The sequence below is a fragment of the Actinoplanes sp. NPDC049802 genome (assembly GCF_040656595.1).
Lineage (GTDB): Bacteria > Actinomycetota > Actinomycetes > Mycobacteriales > Micromonosporaceae > Actinoplanes.
In genome coordinates this window covers 64265-83926 of sequence record NZ_JBFAMR010000004.1, presented here as the reverse complement: position 1 = coordinate 83926, position 19662 = coordinate 64265, and the positions used below count along the sequence as shown (strand labels likewise).

Here is a 19662-nt window from a genome sequence, read left to right as displayed (position 1 = left end):
CGGTCACTCCCGCTCGAGCACGAAGTAGTAGTGGCGGCCCTCGTCGAGGACGCCCTTGCCGTTCATCACGCCGAGCAGGGTGCCGTCGTCGACCCGTTTGAAGTGGTCGAGCACGGGCCGGCCGTCGTAGACCATGGTGGCCGTGGTCTCGCCGCGGAACTCGACCGGCCACAGGCTCGCGCCGCCCCCGGCCCGTTCCACGTCGTCGAAGAGCCCGCCGTCGTCGGCCCGGCACACCAGCGGCGCCACCTCGGTGAGCGAGTCGAACCGTTTGCCGTGCCAGCGGATCTTCGGCAGATAACCCTCGAAGCGGTGGCCGCTGGCGAACTCGCCGCCGCGCCAGGCGCCGAGGATCTCCTCGGGCCGCACCGGCGGCAGCGTGGCCCACAGGCGGTCGAGCTCATCGATGCTGGTCTTGCCGTCGTCGGCGCGGATCTCGGCGAGGCGGAGGCGAGCGGCTTCGGCGTCCATGACCGACCTTCCTTATTGGCGTCCCGTCAATATATCGGCGGGACGCCGTGGCGCGACAGGCCGTGCGGCTGCCTTGGTGTGACAGGCCGTGTGTTTCAGGCCGCGGCTGTGGTTGCCGCACGCGGGGCCGGTCCGGTGGGCGACGGGGCGGCCGGCCGGCGACGGGCGCGCAGGGCGCTCGCCGCGCAGAGCAGCACGCCGAAGGCGAGCCAGGACAGCAGCACGACCACCGGCCGGCCGGCGGCGGCGCCGTCGAAGAAGGCCGTCGAGCGCAGCAGCGAGCCACCGGCGCCGGGCGGCAGCAGTTGGCCGAGGGCGCCGGACCAGCCCGGCAGCATCTCCGGGGCGGTCGTGACGCCGGACAGCGGGTTGCCCAGCAGCATCATCAAGGCCGCGCCCAGCCCCAGCCCGGCCATCCCGAACAGCGACTCCAGGCCGAGCAGGGTCAGCGACGTGGCCGCGATGCCGAGCCCGATCGCGCTCGCGTTGAGCAGGTAGCCGCCGCTCAGCGAACCCAGCCAGAACTGCAGGATCGCGGCCATCGCCAGGCCGCCGGTGACCGCGAAGGCCAGCGCGCCGGCCACCCGGCGGGCGATGCCGCGCACCCGGAGGGTCAGGATGGCGGCGGCCATGATGCCACCCAGGACCAGGGGCAGCGCGCCCGCGGCCAGCCCGGCGCCGCGCGGGTCGTCGGCGGGCAGGGCGACCAGATCGCGTACGGCGGTGGCCGGCGCCGCGCCCTGCTCGTGCCCTTGGGTCAGGCCGGCGCCGAGGGCCTGGATGGTCTGCGCGATCGGGGCGCTCGCGGCGGAGGCGGTGATCACCCGGGGCGTGCCGGAGGTGAGGTCGATCGCGCCGTACGCCTGCCGGTCCCGGATGAGCCGTTCGGCGTCGGCCGTGCCGGCGACGGCGGTGACGTCGAAGGCGCCCGGCAGGCGCTGCTCCAGCGCCGCGGTGACCTGCTGGACGGCGGGGGCGGGGCCGGCCACGGCGATCGGGACGTCGTGGACCGTGGACCGGACGGCCGGCCAGGCGAAGGCGGTCAGCAGCACGCTGATGATGACCGTGAGCAGTCCGACGGTCGCGGTGACCTGCTTCATGACGGGGCCTCCCATAAGCGAACGGTTGTTCGTTTTAAACGATGGACGGGTCGCGGGCGTTTGTCAAGAACGGTCGTTCGTTTTAGCTTTGGCGTATGCCTCGCGTCACCGATGAACACCGCGCCGGCCGCCGCGCCGCGATCCTGGCCGCCGCCGCCCGCATCTTCGCCGTCAAGGGCTTCCACGGTGCCTCGATGGCCGACCTGATCACCGAGTCCGGGCTCTCCGCCGGCGCCGTCTACAGCTACTTCCGCAGCAAGGAGGAACTCATCGCGGCGGTCGCCGACCTCGCGCACGCCACCGCCGACGAGGTCTTCCGTGAGATGCTCGCCGACGGCGCCACCCCGTCCCCGGCCGACGCGGTCGCCATGATGATCAGGGCGATCCACGAGCGGCTCGTCGACGGGCCGCTGCCCGGGGTCGACGTCACCCGCATCGGAGTACAGGTCTGGGCCGAGGCACTGCGCAACCCCGAGGTCCACGACCGGGCGCGGAAGGTGCTGACGCGCCTGCGCGGGCACTGCGCCGAGGTGGCCCGCCGCTGGCAGGCGGCCGGCAATCTGCCGCCCGGCGCCGACCCCGAGCAGACCGGCGCGGCGATGCTCAGCCTCCTCCAGGGGTACGTGGTGCAGCGTCTCCTGGCGCCGCCCATCGATGCCGCCGCCTACATCGAGGGCGTCGGCCATCTGCTCGGCTCCGGGGACCGTTCGGCGGTCGCGTCGCTCCCGACGCGGGGGGCGTGATCGACGGGCCCGCCGGGCGGACCGCGCCATGGGTGTCCGGCGAGCGGGCGCCGCTCACCAGGGCCGACACCACCCGCCTGCGGCGGATCCGGGCGTTCCTCGGCGGCCGAGAGAATTTGTCGGACCCCGGCCGTACCCTCCTGGCATGGTCAATCGCTCACCGGAAACCACCGGGTTCGCGTCTGGATCAGGGTTCGCCTCCAGGCCGGAGTTCGACGAGGCGGTCGAGTCGGCGCGGCACGCGGCTCAGGCGTATTACGACACCGGCGACGCGGTCATGACCGACGCCGCGTATGACGTGCTCGCCGATCGGATCGCCGCCGCTCTCGCCGAGCATCCGGATTGGGACGACAAGGGCGTCACCACCGCCGTGGCCGCGGGGGCCTCGGCGGGCGGCGACGTCCGGCACCCGACCGCCATGCTCTCCCTCGACAAGATCAAGACGCCGGAGGAGGTGGCCGCGTTCGTCGCCACCCTCGGCGGCGACGGCTGTCTCGTCGAGGTGAAACTCGACGGCCTCGCCCTCCGCGCGGAGTATGCGGCGGGCCGCCTCGTGCTGGCCGCCCTGCGCGGCGACGGCGCCACCGGCGAGGAGGTCACCGCCCAGGTCCGGCGCGGCGTCGCCGGGCTGCCGGCCGAGCTGGCCACCCCCTGGACCGGCGAGGTCCGTGGCGAGGTCTACATGACCGTGGACGACTTCGAGACCGCCGGCGCCAACCGGGTGGCCGCCGGCGGCAAGGCGTTCGTCAACTCGCGCGGCGCGGTCGCCGGGGCGATCCGCAGCATCGACCGGGCCTACGAGGCCCCGATGACCTTCGCCACCTACGAGATCACCGGCGAGGGCGTCGACGCCTCCGGCTCCCACCTCGGGCGGATGACGCGGGCCGAGGAACTGGGCTTCCCGGCCGCCTGCCGGCTCATCGACGAGGCGAGCGGGGAGCTCTTCACCGCCGAGGAGGTGATCGCGGCCATCGAGGCGATCGGGGCACGGCGCTCCACCCTGGAGTTCCCGATCGACGGTGCGGTCATCAAGGCCGACGCGGAGAGCACCCGGCGACGGCTCGGCCTCGCTTCGCGTACGCCGTACTGGGCGACCGCCTTCAAGTACCCACCGGACACCGCCTCCACCGTGCTGCGCGACATCGAGGTGCGGGTCGGCCGGACCGGGCGGATCAGCCTGCGGGCGATCATCGACCCGGTGCAGGTCGGCGGCACCACCGTCACCAAGGCCACCCTGCACAACCCGCAGTGGGTCGCCGAGCAGGGCCTGGCCATCGGGCAGACCGTCGCCGTGTGGCGGGCCGGCGACGTCATCCCGCGCGTCACCTCACCGATCGGCGAGCAACCGCACGGGCTCACCCCGTGGGTGGCGCCCGACGTGTGCCCCCAGTGCGGCGAGGCGTGGGACAGGACCAGCCTTCTGTGGCGCTGCCACACCGCCTCCTGCGCGGCGGCCAACGCGCTGGCGTATTGGTGCAGCCGGGAAGCCCTCGACGTGGACGGGGCGGGCGACTCGTTCTGCGACGCCGTCATCGAGGCCGGGCTGGCCCGCGACGTCGCCGATCTGTATGGGCTGGCCGTCGACGACATCGCCGAGCTGCCGGTCGGAAAGACCGCGGCCGGCGGGACGGTCATGCTCGGCCGGGCCAACGCCGAGCGCATCGTGGCGGGGCTGGAGGCCAGCAAACGGCAGCCGTTCAACCGGGTCGTCACCGGGCTCGGCATCCGGATGACCGGGCGCAGCGTCGGCCGGTGGCTGGCGGCGCGGTTCAAGTCGATGACGGCGCTGCGGGCCGCCACCGTCGAGGAGATCGCCGAGATCGACAAGATGGGGCTCATCAAGGCTCAGCACGTGGTGGACGGCCTGGTCGCCATGAGTGACGTCATCGACCGTCTGGCCGCGCACGGGCTCACCATGGAGGTCGTCGACGACGGCGGGGAGAAGCCGCTGGCCGGAAAGACGTTCGTGGTGTCCGGTTCGGTGCCCGGTTACACGCGGACCACGGTGAGCGAGCGGATCGAGGCGCTGGGCGGGTCGGCCGGCAGCAGCGTGTCGGCCAGGACGACGGCGCTGGTCACCGCCGAGACGACCACGGCGAAGGCCAAGAAGGCGGCACAGCTCGGCATCCCGGTGATCGATCCGGAGGAGTTCGCGCGCATGCTCGCCTGACGCCGGCCCGGCTCGCCTTCGTTGCGGACGCGGCTTGCCGGGCGTCCGCCAGGTCGTCGGCTCACTCACGGCGGTCTGCTTCGGTGGTTGCCGGATACGGCTTGCCGGGTGCCCGCCTGGCTGCCGCCGCCGGATGCCGATGCGCACCGGCACCGCGGTGCAGCCGATATGGACCAAGCCGGTGCCAGGTAGGTTCGGGAGCCATGGCACCCATGGACGCCCTCTGCACCGTACCGATACCGGCAGCCGCCAAGGTCTGCGCCGACCGGGGTGACCTCCACGTGGATGGCGGCCACCAGACATCCGGGGCGGGGCTGTGGGATGTGGACGGCGCCGGGGCCCTCGGCCGGGAGGTGCTGCCGTGACCGGCCTCAGTCCGCGGGAACGCGTCGAGGCCGCGCATACGCTTGCCACGGAGATCGGTGACATCCTGCTCGCCGAGGGTCGCCGGGCCCTGATCTGGCAGCAGCGGATACGGCTGGTGCGGGTGAATCTCGAGGCCACCGGTGCTTCCGACGAGGAGGTCCTCGAGGTTGCCCGAGCGGACTTCGACGGGCTCTACGGCGCGCCCCGGGGCTTCGACGACTTCTACCTGGCTCGTGACGACCCACATGAGCGTGTCGCCGCGAACCAGCACTTCCTGGACCTGGTGACACGCCTGGGCGCCCTGCTCCACGACAGCTGACCGCCGTCCTCCGGGATCCGCGCCTGGGCGTGATCACCCCGGCCGACAACCGCTCCCGCACGCATCTGCCCTGGTCGTTCGGCCCCGGGAGGTCGCCGGGCTGAGCCCCGGGGTTCGGGCGGCCGACCGGCATCGCCGGGCCCGGCCGCCCTGCGATTTCGGCGCCGCGTCGCGGGGAGACGGCACTACGATGCGGCGATGGACCCGGCGTGGACGATTCGCCCGGCCCGGCCCGATGACGCCGGGCGGATGGCGGTGGTGAACATCCGATGCTGGCAGGAGACCTATCGCGGCGTCATGACGGACGCGATCCTCGACGAACCGCGGCTTCCGGCCTTCCGGGAGCGGTTCTGGCGGGCCGCGATGACCGACGAGCGCTACCGTGACAACCGGGTCGCCGTCGCCGAACGGGACGGCGACATCATCGGCCTCGCGATGTCCGGGCCGTCGCTGCCGGTGCGGCACCTGTTCGTTCTCTACGTGCTCGCCTCGGACCACGGCACCGGCGCCGGCAAGGCGCTTCTGGACGCGGTGATCCCACCCGGCGAACCGGCATCGCTGTGGGTCGCCGACCCGAACCCGCGCGCTCAGGCCTTCTACCGCAAGCAGGGTTTCCGGCCCGACGGCACGGTTCAGGTGGACTGCGGTGTGCGAGAGATTCGCATGGTCAGAAGCGGTCAACGGTAGTAGGAGTTGACGGCCGGCTGCCCGGTGTAGTTCGGTCCGGCCCGATCGTCGGTCCCGAGATAGGTGAAGGGCAGGACGAGCTATCGCGTTGTTGGCGGCCTCCGGCGAGCCGTTCAGGGCCTGATCATCGAGGACCATGCCCCCGCGCAATCACACCGCCTCCACCGTCAGGCGTCCGCCCGTCCCTGTCGTGCGGCGAGCATCTCGCCGCCGGCCTCCACCGGCGGCGGCCGGCCGACATGGAGCCTCTGCACGTGGCGACAGCCGAACTCGTAGGGGCGGGGGTGCGGCCATAGCCCAGGGCGCGGCAGGCCACACGGTCGCTGCACGGGCGGGGGATGCCCTGGCCGTCCGCGTCGTACCGGGCGGTCGGCTCGGACGCCGGCCCCGTGGCCGGGCCCCTGGCCGGCGCACACCGCCGCCGGCGTGCCGAGAACCCGGCGTGTGTAGTTCGGGCGCGAATCGAGCCCGAACCACACACGCCGGACTGCCGTCCGCGGGCGGCACCCGCTGCGGGCGTACAGATCCTGTTCGGGTACCGGCTCGCCGTGGGCGCCCGGATCTCGGAGATGTGGCTTCTCGCCCGCGGGGAGCGTCCCGTTCCGGATGCTGGCCGGCGCTGGGCGCGACGAGGCCGGTGCCGCCGGCAAACGGCACCGGCCCGCCGGTCAAGGGGCGACCGGGCAACCGTGACTTCGAAGTGTCGCACTCCGGTTACCCCGCGTAATCCAAAGCGGTGATCACGATATCCATACCGGACCGCCGGGAAAAGACCTCATCGGTTAACACTTGTTTGCGGAACGACTCACGCATCAACAGGCGACGAGGTATCGATCCTCGCCTCGTCCAGATCCGGGGCGCCTGTTCACGGCGTCGTGGGGGCGACCAGCAGACTCTCCCGCTCCTTCTCGATCTCCCGCAGGCGGCTGCGGACCTCGGCGGTCCGCGCGGTCAGTGCCATCCGCACCTCCCGGACCCTCAGCACCGCCTGCTCGACCTCCTCCCGGCTGCGGTTGATCCGCCCGCCGACGGCCAGGTCGGTGAAGATGTTGTCGAACATGACGTCGAGGAACCTGGTCGTCCCGTCGACTCGCAACGAGGCCGCGATCGGCGCCGCCTCCCCGTCGTCACCGAGCTCCTGCCGCATCACCTTGAGCTGATGCTGGGCGGCGGCCACGTAACCGTCGGCGTCCTCGACACGCATGTGTTTGACATGACTGCTGAACACGCCGCCGCCGAGGAACGTGTCGTAGGCCGACCAGTTCCCGGCCGATCCGAGCAGCCCGGCGGCGTGCCGGAAGCCCTCGAGCGCCTGGCCGGCGGCGATCTCGGCGCGTTGCAGCCGGGCCAGGCTCGCGACCAGCTCGCTTCGCTCTTCGGCCAGGTCGCTGAGGCGCCGGCCGGACGGGCCCCCGGTCTCACGCAGGTGCCTCTCCTTGGCGGCGAGTGCTTCCGCGTACGCCGAAGGGGCCAGCTGTGCCGCGTCGAGGCGTGCGCCGAGGTCGTCGAGCTGGCCGCGCAGCGTGGCGAGATCCCGCTCGGCGGCCGGAAGCCGCTCGGCGGCGGCGACCGCGTCGGGGCCTCTGCCGCGCAGCGAGGCGAGAAACCGGGTGCGGGCGGCCGCTCGGGTGAGCTGCTCCACCTCGGCGCCGGCCTTCGCGATGGCGGCCTGGAGCGCCATCCGCCGGGACAGGAGCCGCTCCCGCTCGGCGAGCAAGGTGGCGAGGTGGGCGATCTCCCGGTCGAGGTCTTGAAGCGACGGCATGACTCTCAAACTAGAAGCCTTCGGCTACTCGCCGGTGAAGACGGGCGCGCGCCGTTCGAGGCTGGCCCGGATGCCCTCGGCGCTGTCCCGGGTCGCCCAGTGGATCCGCTGTTCGGCGAGTTCGTGATCGAGGGCTTTGCGGACCCGTTCGGCCAGGTCGCCGCGGAGGGTGGCGCGGATCGACCGGACCGCGATCGGCGCCGACGCGGCGATCTCGGCGGCGAGCCGGCGGGCGGTCTCACGAACCCGGCCGGGTTCGGCGAGCCGGTCGGCGAGGCCGAGCCGGAACGCCTCCTCGCCGCCGACGCGGCGGCCGGTGAGCAGCATGTCCGTGGCGGCCTGCCGGCCGATCAGCTCGGGCAGTGTCACGCTGACGCCGAAGCCCTGGTGGAAGCCGAGACGGGCGAAGTTCGCCACGAACCGGGTGCCGGCTTCCGCCACGCGGAAATCGGCGGCGCACGCCAGCCCGAGACCTCCGCCCACCGCGGTGCCCTGCACGGCCGCGACGATGGGGGTACGCACGTCGAACAGCTCCACGGCGCGCCGGTAGAGGCGTTCGGCCGCGTCCACGTGGTCGGCCGCGAACTCGCCGCCACCGAAGTCCGCGCCGGCGCAGAAGTGCCGGCCCTCGGAGGCCAGCACGATGACCCGGCAGCCGGAGCCGCCGTCGAGGTCACGGGCGGCGTCGACGATCCGCCCGATGAGCGCCTCGTCGAAATGGTTGGCGGGCGGGCGGCGCATCTCCAGCAGGGCGATCCCGTCCTCGACGGTGACGGACAGATCGGTGCTCACCACATGCCTCCCGGTAGCGGACCTCGACGGGCCCTCATGGTCGCACGGCGTCGATCTCGGCAGGCCACCACGGACCGTCGGCCGCCGGAGTCGCCCGGCTCGGGTGGCGCCGAGCGCATCGCCCGCTTCGTCAGGAACGCTACGAGCCACGGCAGAAGAAAAAGTTCAGGATCCCGGCGGGCACGAGGGTCTCGCCCGGTGCGCTCGCACGCGCCGGCCGTGTCCGCCGTCGAGCCGGGTACCAGCACGATCACCGGAACGGGAAACAAGATCACGATGCCCGGAGCCGCCGTCAACAGGGTGGCCGTGGGCACGCCCGGGAACCCCCGTGCGTTTCCCACCTGCGGCATTCCGGGTGCCGAAGGTCACAACGAGGGACATCAACTGACCTAGATTGAGGGCTCAGGTCAAGGAGGACCGGAATGCTCTCATCCGCTCAGACTCAGGTGTTGCGCCTGCTGTGCGACACCATCGTCCCCTCCCTTCCACGCCCCGGCGACGCCGACGGCTTCTGGGCACGCAGCGCCACCGACGTCGGCGCCGACCAGGGCGTGCTCGCGATGCTCGCGGCCATGCCCGCCGACCAGCAGGCGGCGATCGGCGGCCTGCTCGACATCCTCGCCCTGCAGGGCTTCGGCGCCGCCTCACCGGAGTCCCGCGAGCAGATCCTCACCACCCTGTCGCTGGCGTCCACCCCGGCGGCAGCCGGCATCGGCCAGCTGACCAGCCTCATCCTTCTGCTCACCTACGGAACGGTCGGCCCGGACGGCCGCAACCCGAACTGGACCCGTCTCGGCTATCCCGGCCCGGTCGCCACCGCGCCGCCGGACGGCCCGGCCATCAGCCCGCTGCGGCCGGACGGCGGCGACCTCGACCTTGCGGCCGACGTCGTGGTGGTCGGCTCCGGTGCGGGCGGCGGCCTGATCGCCGGCCGGCTCGCCGCCACCGGCCGCCGCGTCGTCGTCCTGGAGGCCGGCCGGCACCGTACCGAGGCCGACTTCCACCAACTGGAGCTCGCCGCCTACCAGAACTCGTACTGGCGTGGCGGCCCCCATCCCACCGGGGACCTCAACGTCACCCTGATGGCGGGCGCCGGGGTCGGCGGCGGCACGGTGATCAACTGGACCAACTGCCTCAAGACCAAGGATTGGGTACGCCGTGAGTGGGCCGACGAGCACGGCCTCACCGACGTGGCGACCGCCGCCTTCGACCGTCACCTCGACCAGGTGTGGCGGGAGCTGTCGGTCACCGGCCGGTGCTCCGAGCTGAACCGGGTGCACGAGGCCATGCACCGGGGCGCCGAGGCACTGGGCTGGTCGTTCGCCACCATCTACCGCAACTGGGACGAGAAGCGCCACGACGCCGCGATCGCCGGGCACCTCGGCTTCGGCGACCCGTCCGGCGCCAAACGCTCCACGCTGAAGGTCTACCTGGAGCCGGCGGTCGCCGAACACGGCGCCCGGGTCGTGGACGGCTGCCGGGTCGAGCGGGTGCTCGTCGAGAACGGCCGGGCGGCCGGTGTGGTCGGGCAGTGGACCAGTGAGGACGGGGCCGGCGCCGCGACCGTGACGGTCCGCGCACCGGTCGTCGTGGTGGCGGCCGGCGCCCTGGAGGCGCCCGGGGTGCTGCTGCGATCCGGCATCGGCGGCCCGGCGACCGGCGACTACCTGCGGCTGCACCCGTGCACGGTCACCATGGGCGACTACGGCACCGACATGCAGGCCTGGTGGGGCGCCCCGCAGGCGGGACTGGTCAACGAGTTCGCGAACGTCGAGGACGGCTACGGCTTCCTCATGGAGAGCGTGCAGTACACCACCGGGCTGACCGCGTCGGCGCTGCCGTTCACCACCGCCGCCGAGCACAAGCAGGCGATGGCCGACCTGCGCAACAACGGCTCCTACATCGGGCTGATCCGGGACCACGGGCACGGCCGGGTCACGCTCGACCCGGCCGGGAACACGGTGGCCTGGTATTCGCTCACCGACGACCTCGACGTGCGCAACACGCGCCGGGCACTGGAGGCCGAGATCCGGCTGCACCACGCGGCCGGGGCCCGCGGTATCCGGGTGATGGGCCGCGGCATGCCGGGCTGGCGGTACGGCGACGACCTGGAGGCCTACATCGACCGGTCCCGGCGGCTGCCGCTGCGGGCCGGCGGGGCGGCCATCTTCTCCGCGCACCAGATGGGCAGCTGCCGGATGGGCGCCGACCCGGCCACCAGCGTCGCCGACCCGCGCGGCGAGCTGCACGACACGTCGGGCGTGTGGATCGGTGACGCGTCGGCGTTCCCGACCCCGTCCGGCACCAATCCGATGATCACCATCATGGCCCTGGCCTCGCGGACCGCCGCGAACATCGAGGAGGCCGCGCAATGAGCGAGCTTGCGAGCGAATCGGTCAGCTCAGGTTTGGACTCATGGCGGGGCCGGAGCGCAGCGGAGGTGGCGGTATGAGCGAGCTTGCGAGCGAATCGGTCAGCTCAGGTTTGGACTCATGGCGCGGCCGGAGCGCAGCGGAGGCAACCCTATGAGAACGGACCGTTTCTACATCGGCGGGCAGTGGGTCGCGCCGAGCACGGGAGACACGATCGAGGTCGTCAACCCGTACACCGAAGAGGTTTTCGCGCGGGTCCCGGCCGGAGGCGCGGCAGACGTGGACGCCGCGGTGAGCGCGGCGGGCGCGGCCTTCGAGAGCTGGGCCGCGACACCGCTCGCCGACCGGGTCGCTCTCTGCGGTGAGGTGTCGCTGCGGCTGCAGGAGCGGCAGAACGAGCTGGCCGCGCTGATCTCGCAGGAGATGGGCTCGCCGTTGCCGTTCTCGGTCATGGTGCAGACCGCGCTGCCGATCGCCACGTTCACCTCGATGCAGCATCTCGCCGACGATCTGCCCTGGCAGCAGCGGATCGGGAACTCACTGGTGGTGCGTGAGCCGGTCGGCGTGGTCGCGGCCATCACGCCGTGGAACTATCCGCTGCACCAGGTCGCCGCGAAGGTGGCGGCGGCGCTGGTGGCCGGCTGCACGATCGTGGTCAAACCGAGCGAGGTGGCGCCGTTGAGCGCCTTCGCCCTCGCCGAGATCCTCGACGGGGTGGGCCTGCCGGCCGGGGTGTTCAACCTGGTCACCGGCTACGGTCCGGTCGTCGGGGAGGCGCTGGCCGGGCATCCGGGGGTGGACATGGTGTCGTTCACCGGCTCGACCCGGGCCGGGCGGCGGGTCGGTGAGGTGGCGGCCGCCACGGTGAAACGGGTCGCGCTGGAGCTGGGCGGTAAGTCGGCGAACATCATCCTGGAGGACGCCGATCTGAAGCAGGCGATCGCCGACGGGATCGCCAAGTGCTACATCAACTCCGGGCAGACCTGTACGGCGCTGACCCGCATGCTGGTGCCCCGGGCGATGCTGCCGGTGGCCGAGGAGATCGCGGCCACCGTCGCCGGGCAGATCGTCGTCGGTGATCCCGGCGCGCCCGACACCGTGCTCGGTCCACTCGTCTCCGCGACGCAGCGGGACCGGGTGCGCGACTACATCAACCGGGGCGTCGCCGAGGGGGCGAGGCTCGTCTGCGGCGGCGCCGAGCAGCCGGGCGACCGGCCGCACGGCTATTTCGTGCGGCCGACCGTGTTCAGCGACGTGCGCCCGGACATGACGATCGCCCGTGAGGAGATTTTCGGGCCGGTGCTGGCGATCGTGCCGTACGACGACGAGACGGACGCCGTACGGATCGCCAACGACAGCGACTACGGTCTGGCCGGCGGTGTCTGGTCGGCGGACCGGGACCGTGCGATCCGGGTGGCCCGCCGGCTGCGGACCGGGCAGGTCGAGATCAACGGGGCGGCGTTCAACCCGCTCGCCCCGTTCGGCGGCTACAAGCAGTCCGGCCACGGCCGGGAGCTGGGCCCGTACGGGATTCTGGAGTTCACCCAGACCAAGGCGATTCAACTCTGAGCTCGACCCGCCGGTTCTGGGCGCGGTGGGCGGCGGTGTCGTCGGGTACGGCGGGGCGGGCCTCGCCGTACCCGGTGATGGTCAGCCGTTGCGCGGCGATCCCCAGGTCGCGCAGCACGTCGCGGACCGCCGCGGCCCGCTTCTCGCTGAGGGCCAGATTGGTGGCCGCGGAGCCGCGCGCGTCGGTGTGCCCTTCGACGTGCAGCCGGGCGCTCGGATTGCGCCGCAGCACCGTGGCGACCTCGCGCAGCGCCGCCGCCGACTCGCCGGTCAGCCCGGATCCACCGGTCCGGAACGTCAGCGGCGGCAGCCCGTCGAGCCGCCGCTGCGGGTCGGTGACGGTGAGCCGGTCCAGGACGGTGGCCCCGGTGTCGCGCGCCGCCGTGGTGAGCTCGGCACGGGCGATCTCGTCGCGGGCCGTGCCGGTGAGCGTGAGAGTGGCGTTCTCGAACCGCAGCGACCCGTCCGCCGGCAGCGCCCGCAGCAGCGCGGGAAGCCGGTCGATCATCGGGTCGGCGGCCACCCCGGCGGCGACCGTGATCCGGTCGTCGACCGTCGCGAACCCGCTCGCCGCGGCGTCGTGCAGGGCCTGCCTGGTGCCGGCGGTCGCGACCCGCCCGCTGAGGGTGACCCGGCCGTCCTCGACGACCAGCCGTAAGTCCGGCGCGACCTGGAGCGCCGCGGGCACCACCTCGGTGTGTACGGCCCGGACCCCGTTCACTGTGGCGAGCACCTGGCGGGCCCGGTCGGCCTCGGCCCGCGAGCCGGTCACCACGGTGGCGTCGCGCCCGGAGTACGAGACCTGTGCGCCGGTGGCCCCGGCCGCGGTCAGGGCGGCCGCCGACCGGGCGGCCAGGTCGTCCTCGATCCGGTCGCGGTTCGGTCCGAGCTGGTATCCGACGATCGCGGTCAGCGAGAACAGCAGCGCCAGGGCCGCGAACCAGCGGCGGGTCACCTCGTCGGTGAACGCTCCGGTGATGGCGCCGGTCACCGGGGCGCCGCCTTGGTGTCACGACGGGCGGCCGGCGCCGCCGTGGTCTCACCATCGGTGACCGGGTGGACAGCCGGCGCCGTGGGCCGGATATCCTCGACCCGATCGCGCACGCCGTCGTCGCTTTCTGCCGCATTTCCGGCATCGGGAAGTATTCCGGGAGACGCATTTCCGAAACGTGCGGAAAATCTGCCGACGGCGACCCCCGCAATGAACGCCAGCGTGATGACGGCGAGCGACTGGCCGACGAACCAGGCCACTGTGACCTCCGGAAACAGGCGTCTTGCGGTGCGCACAGGGTAGCGGTTGTCGCGCCATTTGCAAAATGGACCGCAGGTGTCCAGGAGTGGGTAATCGGGTGCTCGGCGAACGTCATTTCCCGGCCCGCATTCACCGTCCAGTTCGGGTCATCGCGCGCCCGGCGCACCGGGCTTTCGGCCGGAAGGGCGCCCATCGTGCGGGCACTCTCCACAGCGCACGGCCACGGCCGTGGGGCCGTCGTCCGCAGTCGACACCCACCGGGTTTCGGTGTCCGGGAGCGCAGGGAGGCCTTCGTCGCAGCTCAAAGGGATTGAGCTGGGTTGCTTGGTTCAGTAAAGATACGGACCGTCGAGCAAACGGCGGAGGGCGGGGCGTCATGGCTTCAACCCGGCAGGCGATCCCGTCTGTCCAGGTCAACAACCGTGCGATGTTGGCCTTGGCCCTCACCGGATATCTGCTCACCTCCTGGGCGTGGACACTGCTCGGCCCGCTCGCCCCGACCCTGCGGGAGACGCTGGGGCTGACCGCGATGCAGCAGGCGTTCGTCGTCGCGGTGCCGGTCGTCGTCGGTGCGCTGGCCCGGATCCCGTCCGGCGCGCTGACCGACCGGCTCGGCGGCCGCGCCGTGCAGTTGCTGGTCCTGGGCATGACCGTGCTGGCGCTGCTGGAGCTGGCCGCGGTGGGGCTTCGTTCGTTCGCCGGTCTCGTGGTCGGCGCGGTCCTGCTGGGGTCGGCCGGCGCCATGTTCGCGGCGAGCGTGGCCTTCGCCGGTTCCTGGTTCCCGCCCACCCGGCGCGGGCTGGCGCTGGGGGTGCTCGGCCTGGGGCTGGCCGGGGGCGCGCTGGGCGGGGCGAGTGGGGTCCGGCTGGCGACGGCGTACGGCTTGGCCGCGCCGTTCCTGGTCGCGGCCGTGGTGGTCGGTGTCTTCGGGGCCGTCGCGCTGATGACGCTGGGTGACGCACCCGTGCCGGAGGGCGATCAAAACCGGACGCATGTTTCGCTGGCCGACGTGCTGCGGCTGCCCATCACCCGACAGTCCGCGGCCTGGTACACGGTGACGTTCGCGGTGTTCGTCACCTTCACGTCCTTCCTGCCGGTGTATCTGACCCACGCGTACGCCATGGAGCCGGCCCGGACCGGCGACGTGATGGCCGCCTTCATGGTCGTCGCGGTGCTGATGCGCCCGGTCGGCGGCTGGCTGGCCGACCGGCTGTCCCCGTCCCGCCCGCTGATCTCGGCCCTGACGCTGATCAGCCTGGCGGCCCTGGTGCAGGCCACCACGCCGCCGCTGCCGGTCATGCTGGCCGGGGTCCTGCCCGCGCTGGCGGTCGGTCTCGGGGTGGCCAGCACCTCGGTGCTGGCGCAGATCAACCGGACCGCCCCGCCGCACACGGTGGGCCGGATCACCGGCGTGGCCAGCGCGACCGGCGGCCTGGCCGGGTTCCTGTGCCCGCTGCTGATGGCGTACGCGTTCGAGACCTTCGGCGATTACGGGCCGGCGCTGGGGCTGCTGGCCGCCGGCGCCGCGTCCGCGACCCTCCATGCAACGATCAAAATCGGTCAGTTGCGATAGGCGCACGGCTATGGACACGGGTGATGCGGCGTGTTTCGCTGACGCATACGCCATTTCCGGGGGGATCGTATGGACCCGAGTCCGATGGGGGCTGGGCTCTTGCCGCTGCTAGCCGTCAAAACCGCCCAACCACGGGTGACCCGCTCCGGGGTGGCCCGGCAGCGACTGTTCGACCAGCTCGACGCCGCCGTGGAACGGCCGGTCACGCTGGTCAGCGCCGGCGCCGGCTGGGGTAAGACCATGCTGGTCTCGGCCTGGGCACGGACCCGTCAGACGCCGGTGGCGTGGCTCAACCTGGACCGGCACGACAACGACCCGCAGACCTTCTGGACCTACGTGGTGGCCGCCCTCCACACCGCCGGGCTGCTCGACGACGGCAACCCACTGGCCGGCCTGACCACCGTCCCGGGCGACGAGCGCACCCGAATACGCCTGCTGGCCGACGGCCTCAGCCGTCTGCCAGACCCGTCGGTCCTGGTCATCGACGACTTCCACGAGATCGACGATTCGCGTGTGCTGGCCGAGATGGGCGACCTGCTCCGCTACCCACCCGAGCCGGTGCGGCTGCTGCTGATCGGCCGTCACCGGCCGACTCTGAACCTGCACCGCCTGCGCGTCGCCGGGCAGCTCAGCGAGATCCGCGCCAACCATCTGGCGTTCACCGACATCGAGGCCGCGGACCTGGTGCGCGGGCACGGGCTCAGCCTCACCGCCGCGGATCTCACCACCCTGCTGGACCGGACCGAGGGCTGGGCGATCGGCCTCCAGCTCGGCGCCGGTTTCCTCTCCGGTCACCAGACCCGGACGGTCACCGACTTCGCCGGCGACGGCCGTGGCATCGACGACTACCTGACCGACGAGGTGCTCGCCGGGCGCAGCCGCCGGCAGCGCCGCTTCCTGCTCCAGACCAGCATCTGCGAGCGGGTGTGCGCCGAGCTGGCCAACGCGATCACCGTCGGGCGCGACGGCCAGCGGATGCTGGAGCAGTTCGAGAACGAGCACGACTTCATGATCCGGCTCGGCGACCGCCCCCTGTGGTTCCGTTACCACAATCTGCTCCGCGACGCGCTCGGCCACCGGCTCCAGGTGGAGAGCCCGACCGTGATCGCCGAGTTGCACCGCCGGGCCGCCCGCTGGCACGCCGCCAACGACTCGGTCATGGAGGCGCTCACCCACGCGGTGTCGGCACAGGACTGGACCTATGTCGGACGGCTCGTCACCGGACAGGCCGCCACGCTGGTCCTCTCCGCGCACCGGTCCGCGCTGGTCCGCTTCCTGCGCCTGGTGCCCGAGGACAAGCTCGGCTCCAGCGCGGAGCTGATGATCTGCGCCGCCGTCCTGCTCTTCCACGACGGCGACTACGAGGCCATCCCGGCCCGCCTCGAACACGTCCGCCGGTTGCTGCGCCGCCGCCCCGGCGAGGAACACCGGCCGGTCGAGATCATGCGGTTCACCCTGCAACTGGCCGCCGACCGGGCGGTCGGCGACATGCCCGCCCTCCACGCCGGATGCACCGAACTGCTCGAGCTGCTGACCAACGACGGCGCCGCGGGTGGCGCCACCGTCACCCAGCAGCGGTCGATCGCACTCAACAACCGGGGGCTCGCCCGGTTGTGGACCGGCGACCTCGGCGCCGCGATCCGCGACCTGTGGGCGTCGGCCGGCGCCTCCCGCGCCGCCGGCCTGGAACTCGCCGAGATCAACGCGAACGGCCACCTCGCCCTCGCCGAGGTCATGTGCGGCTCGGTCGCCGATGCCGCACGGCTCGCCGGCGCCGCCCGCGAACTGGCCGGGCGACGCGGCTGGCAGGACACCGTGCAGTCGGTGGCGGCACACCTGGCGATGGTCCTCGTCCATCTGGAACGCGGCGAGCTCGCCGACGCCGACGAGGCGCTCCAGGCCGGGATGCGCGCCCACCACAGCGACCCCGAGGTGGCGCAGCGTGTGGTCCTGCTCGGCGCGCAGGCCCGTCTCGCGGTGACCCGTGGCGAACCGGCCAAGGCCCAGGTGTTCCTGGAGGCCGTCCGCACCGAGCGCAGCCCCCGCACGCGGGTGCCGTGGCTCGATCGCTGGCTGACGATGATCCAGATGGAGGCCGACCTGGCCGCCGGCCGCAGCGGTCCGCCGCCGGCCGGGCCACCGACCGTCGACGGCGACCTGGCCATGCAGGTCGTCCAGGCCCGGGTGGCGCTCGCCCACAAGGACCTGCGGCGAGCCGGGCAACTGCTCGACCCCCGGCCCGCCACCCTGCCCTACACCGCCGCGACCGTCGAGGCCGGGCTGCTCGTCGCCCTGATCGCCGACACCCGCGGCCAGGCCGGCCAGGCCGCCGAACTGCTCGGCGACGCCCTTCGCCTCGCCGAACGCGAACGGATCCGCCGCCCGTTCCTGATCCACGCCGACGGCCGCCTCGACGACCTGCTGCACCGCTTCCAACTGCTGTACCCCGAGGAGAAGCACTCCGCCTTCCTCGAGGAACTGCGCGCCGAGATCCGGTCCGGCCGTAAGACCCCGGCCGCCGACGTGCTCAGCGAACGCGAGGCCGAGGTGCTGCTCTTCCTGCCGACCATGCTCAGCGCCGCCGAGATCGCCCAGGATCTCGGCATCTCGGTCAACACCGTCAAGGCGCACATGCGTGCCATCTATCGCAAACTGGGCGTCTCCCGGCGCAGCGAGGCCGTCACCCAAGCCCGGGAGAACGGCTTTCTCTAACCATCTCCGGTACGCGTCTCGCGTACCCGTGCTGGGTTCTCGCCCGGCCCGGTGCGGCCTCGCGCCCGTGAGGCCCGCGCCGGGCTGAGACCGGTCCGGCGCTCTCCTCGCTACGCGTCGCGGTCCAGGGTCGCCAGAACCAGGGCGACCGCCTCGCGGGCCGCCACCGGCTCGCCGGGATGGTCCAGGTCGCGGCGGTTCCGGCCGGCCACCACATAGCGGTCGCCGACCGGTCGCACCCAGACCAGCGCCCGGCTCTGCAGGTCGGCGACACCCGGCCGAAGCCCGAAGTCCCAGTGGCTGGTGAACGGGTACAGCGCCCGCAGCCGCGGCTCCTCGGCGGCGGCCCGCACGAACCGGTCCAGCTTCTGCCGATGCGGCGGCGTGCCCTCGTCCAGGAACCGCCCCCACCGGAACTCGATCGCCTCGGCCTCACCCCGCTCGAACGCCTCGGCGAATCCGCCGTACGTCACGAACGCGTGGGCCGCCCCCAACTCGGCCACCGTCACCCCGGACAGGAACGTGGCGGCGGCCGCGGCGACCTCCTCCAGATCGGCGGTGCGGCCCCGGGCGATCCGGACGCCACGCATCCAGAAATCCAGCAGGAAGACGCGGTCGTCGATGGCCAACAGCACGTTCACATGCCGGTCGCCGTGCGCGATCCGGGCGCCCACCCGGATCCAGCCGGGCGACGACGGGACCTCGGCACGCAACGACGCCCCGGTCCGGTCGAAAAGGTCCTGGACAGCGGTCCGGAGATCCCCGGCCGCAACGATGTCGGGATAGTGCAGCGGGTCAGGCGCGGCGCTCACCGGATAGAGGGTACTGACTGTGGCCGCCACATGGGGTAGCGGAACGCATGTCCGGTGTGTCAGTTTGTTCGTCAGTCATCCGGTTCCGAAAAAGGGTCACAATGTCTTCTGGCGATCTGCGCACCGACCGGCCGCATTCGGCTCGCATCTACGACTTCCTGCTGGGCGGCAAGGACAACTTCGAGGCCGACCGGGCGGCGGCCACGCAGATGCTCCAGCACACCCCCGGCCTGCCGATCTCGATGCGCGCCAACCGCCGGTTCATGGCCAAGGCCGCCCGCTACCTGACCGGCGCGGGGATCCGCCAGTTCCTCGACGTCGGCACCGGCCTGCCCACCCGCCCCAACCTGCACGAGGTCGTCCAGACCGAGGCGCCCGACGCCGCCGTGATGTATGTCGACAACGATCCGCTGGTGCTCACCCACGCGCGGGCGCTGCTCACCCAGGTCGGCACCGGCGCCGTGTCCTACCTCGACGCCGACCTGCGCAAGCCGGAGGCCATCCTGGACGCCGCCGGAAGCTTCGACCTGTCACGGCCGGTCGCGCTCACCCTGATCGCGGTGCTGCAGCACGTGGTCGACGACGACGAGGCTCGCGACATCATCGGCCGTCTCATGGCGCCACTGGCCACCGGCAGCGCGCTCGCCCTGTCCGCGGTCACCGTGGAGAACGACCCGGACGGCGGCCCGGGGACGGTGAAGACCTACAACCAGAACGGGGTGCCGGTGGTCGCGCGTACCCGTACCGGGGTGGAGGGTCTGTTCGCCGGTTTCGACCTGGTGTCGCCGGGTGTCGTGCCGGTCCACCACTGGCGGCCCACCGACGAGGACAAGGGCGTGGACGACGCCGCCGTCTACATGTACGGGGGAGTCGCCTTCAAACGCTGACCCCGCACCGCGGAACCCGTGGCGGCCAGGTCCGCCTGGCCGCCACGGGCCAGCTCGTGGAGGCGCCCCCGC

General features: G+C 72.4%; 17 protein-coding genes. 10 read left to right on the top strand and 7 right to left on the bottom strand.

Annotated elements, in window-relative coordinates:
- Window positions 1-3: 3 nt before the first annotated feature.
- Window positions 4-471, bottom strand: a complete 468-nt coding sequence (locus AB0I88_RS04300; protein WP_361018118.1) for a DUF4334 domain-containing protein — start codon at window positions 469-471, stop codon at window positions 4-6.
- Window positions 472-566: 95 nt separating this feature from the next.
- Window positions 567-1571 carry a hypothetical protein gene (locus tag AB0I88_RS04295; protein WP_361018116.1) on the bottom strand — a complete coding sequence of 335 codons (1005 nt, stop codon included), beginning with the start codon at window positions 1569-1571 and terminating at the stop codon, window positions 567-569.
- A 95-nt stretch (window positions 1572-1666) separates the two neighbouring features.
- Between AB0I88_RS04295 and AB0I88_RS04290 the strand changes: the two genes are divergently transcribed.
- From AB0I88_RS04290 to AB0I88_RS04270, 5 genes are all read left to right on the top strand, one after another.
- Window positions 1667-2314 (top strand): TetR/AcrR family transcriptional regulator, encoded by a 648-nt coding sequence (locus AB0I88_RS04290; RefSeq protein WP_361018114.1) that lies wholly within the window; start codon window positions 1667-1669, stop codon window positions 2312-2314.
- 145 nt (window positions 2315-2459) lie between these two features.
- Window positions 2460-4484 carry an NAD-dependent DNA ligase LigA gene (ligA, locus tag AB0I88_RS04285; RefSeq protein WP_361018112.1) on the top strand — a complete coding sequence of 675 codons (2025 nt, stop codon included), beginning with the start codon at window positions 2460-2462 and terminating at the stop codon, window positions 4482-4484.
- A 203-nt stretch (window positions 4485-4687) separates the two neighbouring features.
- Complete coding sequence (locus AB0I88_RS04280; protein WP_361018110.1) at window positions 4688-4849, top strand: hypothetical protein; 162 nt, start codon at window positions 4688-4690, stop codon at window positions 4847-4849.
- Window positions 4846-5169, top strand: a complete 324-nt coding sequence (locus tag AB0I88_RS04275) for a hypothetical protein (RefSeq protein ID WP_361018108.1) — start codon at window positions 4846-4848, stop codon at window positions 5167-5169. The genes AB0I88_RS04280 and AB0I88_RS04275 overlap by 4 nt, the downstream gene beginning before the upstream one ends.
- Before the next feature lie 198 nt (window positions 5170-5367).
- Entirely contained in the window at window positions 5368-5856 is a 489-nt protein-coding gene (locus tag AB0I88_RS04270) for a GNAT family N-acetyltransferase (protein WP_361018107.1), read from the top strand.
- A gap of 865 nt (window positions 5857-6721) precedes the next feature.
- Here AB0I88_RS04270 and AB0I88_RS04265 read toward each other — a convergent pair.
- Both AB0I88_RS04265 and AB0I88_RS04260 read right to left on the bottom strand, forming a co-directional pair.
- The gene (locus tag AB0I88_RS04265; RefSeq protein ID WP_361018105.1) at window positions 6722-7621 is read right to left on the bottom strand and encodes a hypothetical protein; all 900 of its coding nucleotides are present in this window, start codon (window positions 7619-7621) and stop codon (window positions 6722-6724) included.
- Window positions 7622-7645: 24 nt separating this feature from the next.
- Entirely contained in the window at window positions 7646-8413 is a 768-nt protein-coding gene (locus AB0I88_RS04260; protein WP_361018104.1) for an enoyl-CoA hydratase/isomerase family protein, read from the bottom strand.
- A 422-nt stretch (window positions 8414-8835) separates the two neighbouring features.
- Here AB0I88_RS04260 and AB0I88_RS04255 point away from each other — a divergent pair, with 422 nt between their 5' ends.
- Both AB0I88_RS04255 and AB0I88_RS04250 read left to right on the top strand, forming a co-directional pair.
- Window positions 8836-10788, top strand: a complete 1953-nt coding sequence (locus AB0I88_RS04255; protein WP_361018103.1) for a GMC family oxidoreductase N-terminal domain-containing protein — start codon at window positions 8836-8838, stop codon at window positions 10786-10788.
- Window positions 10789-10938: 150 nt separating this feature from the next.
- Window positions 10939-12354, top strand: a complete 1416-nt coding sequence (locus AB0I88_RS04250) for an aldehyde dehydrogenase family protein (protein ID WP_361018101.1) — start codon at window positions 10939-10941, stop codon at window positions 12352-12354.
- Here AB0I88_RS04250 and AB0I88_RS04245 read toward each other — a convergent pair.
- Entirely contained in the window at window positions 12326-13345 is a 1020-nt protein-coding gene (locus AB0I88_RS04245) for an OmpA family protein (RefSeq protein WP_361018099.1), read from the bottom strand. The two genes, AB0I88_RS04250 and AB0I88_RS04245, sit on opposite strands and share 29 nt — an antisense overlap.
- The gene (locus AB0I88_RS04240; protein WP_361018097.1) at window positions 13342-13605 is read right to left on the bottom strand and encodes a hypothetical protein; all 264 of its coding nucleotides are present in this window, start codon (window positions 13603-13605) and stop codon (window positions 13342-13344) included. Before AB0I88_RS04240 ends, AB0I88_RS04245 begins: the two co-directional genes overlap by 4 nt.
- Before the next feature lie 428 nt (window positions 13606-14033).
- Between AB0I88_RS04240 and AB0I88_RS04235 the strand changes: the two genes are divergently transcribed.
- Together AB0I88_RS04235 and AB0I88_RS04230 are read left to right on the top strand one after the other, a co-directional pair.
- Complete coding sequence (locus tag AB0I88_RS04235; protein WP_361018095.1) at window positions 14034-15179, top strand: MFS transporter; 1146 nt, start codon at window positions 14034-14036, stop codon at window positions 15177-15179.
- A gap of 99 nt (window positions 15180-15278) precedes the next feature.
- The gene (locus AB0I88_RS04230; protein ID WP_361018094.1) at window positions 15279-17891 is read left to right on the top strand and encodes a LuxR C-terminal-related transcriptional regulator; all 2613 of its coding nucleotides are present in this window, start codon (window positions 15279-15281) and stop codon (window positions 17889-17891) included.
- Window positions 17892-18001: 110 nt separating this feature from the next.
- On the opposite strand, the gene AB0I88_RS04225 is transcribed toward AB0I88_RS04230, so the two are convergent.
- Entirely contained in the window at window positions 18002-18703 is a 702-nt protein-coding gene (locus tag AB0I88_RS04225) for a DUF6193 family natural product biosynthesis protein (protein WP_361018092.1), read from the bottom strand.
- 101 nt (window positions 18704-18804) lie between these two features.
- Between AB0I88_RS04225 and AB0I88_RS04220 the strand changes: the two genes are divergently transcribed.
- Window positions 18805-19590, top strand: a complete 786-nt coding sequence (locus AB0I88_RS04220) for an SAM-dependent methyltransferase (RefSeq protein WP_361018091.1) — start codon at window positions 18805-18807, stop codon at window positions 19588-19590.
- Window positions 19591-19662 lie beyond the last annotated feature (72 nt).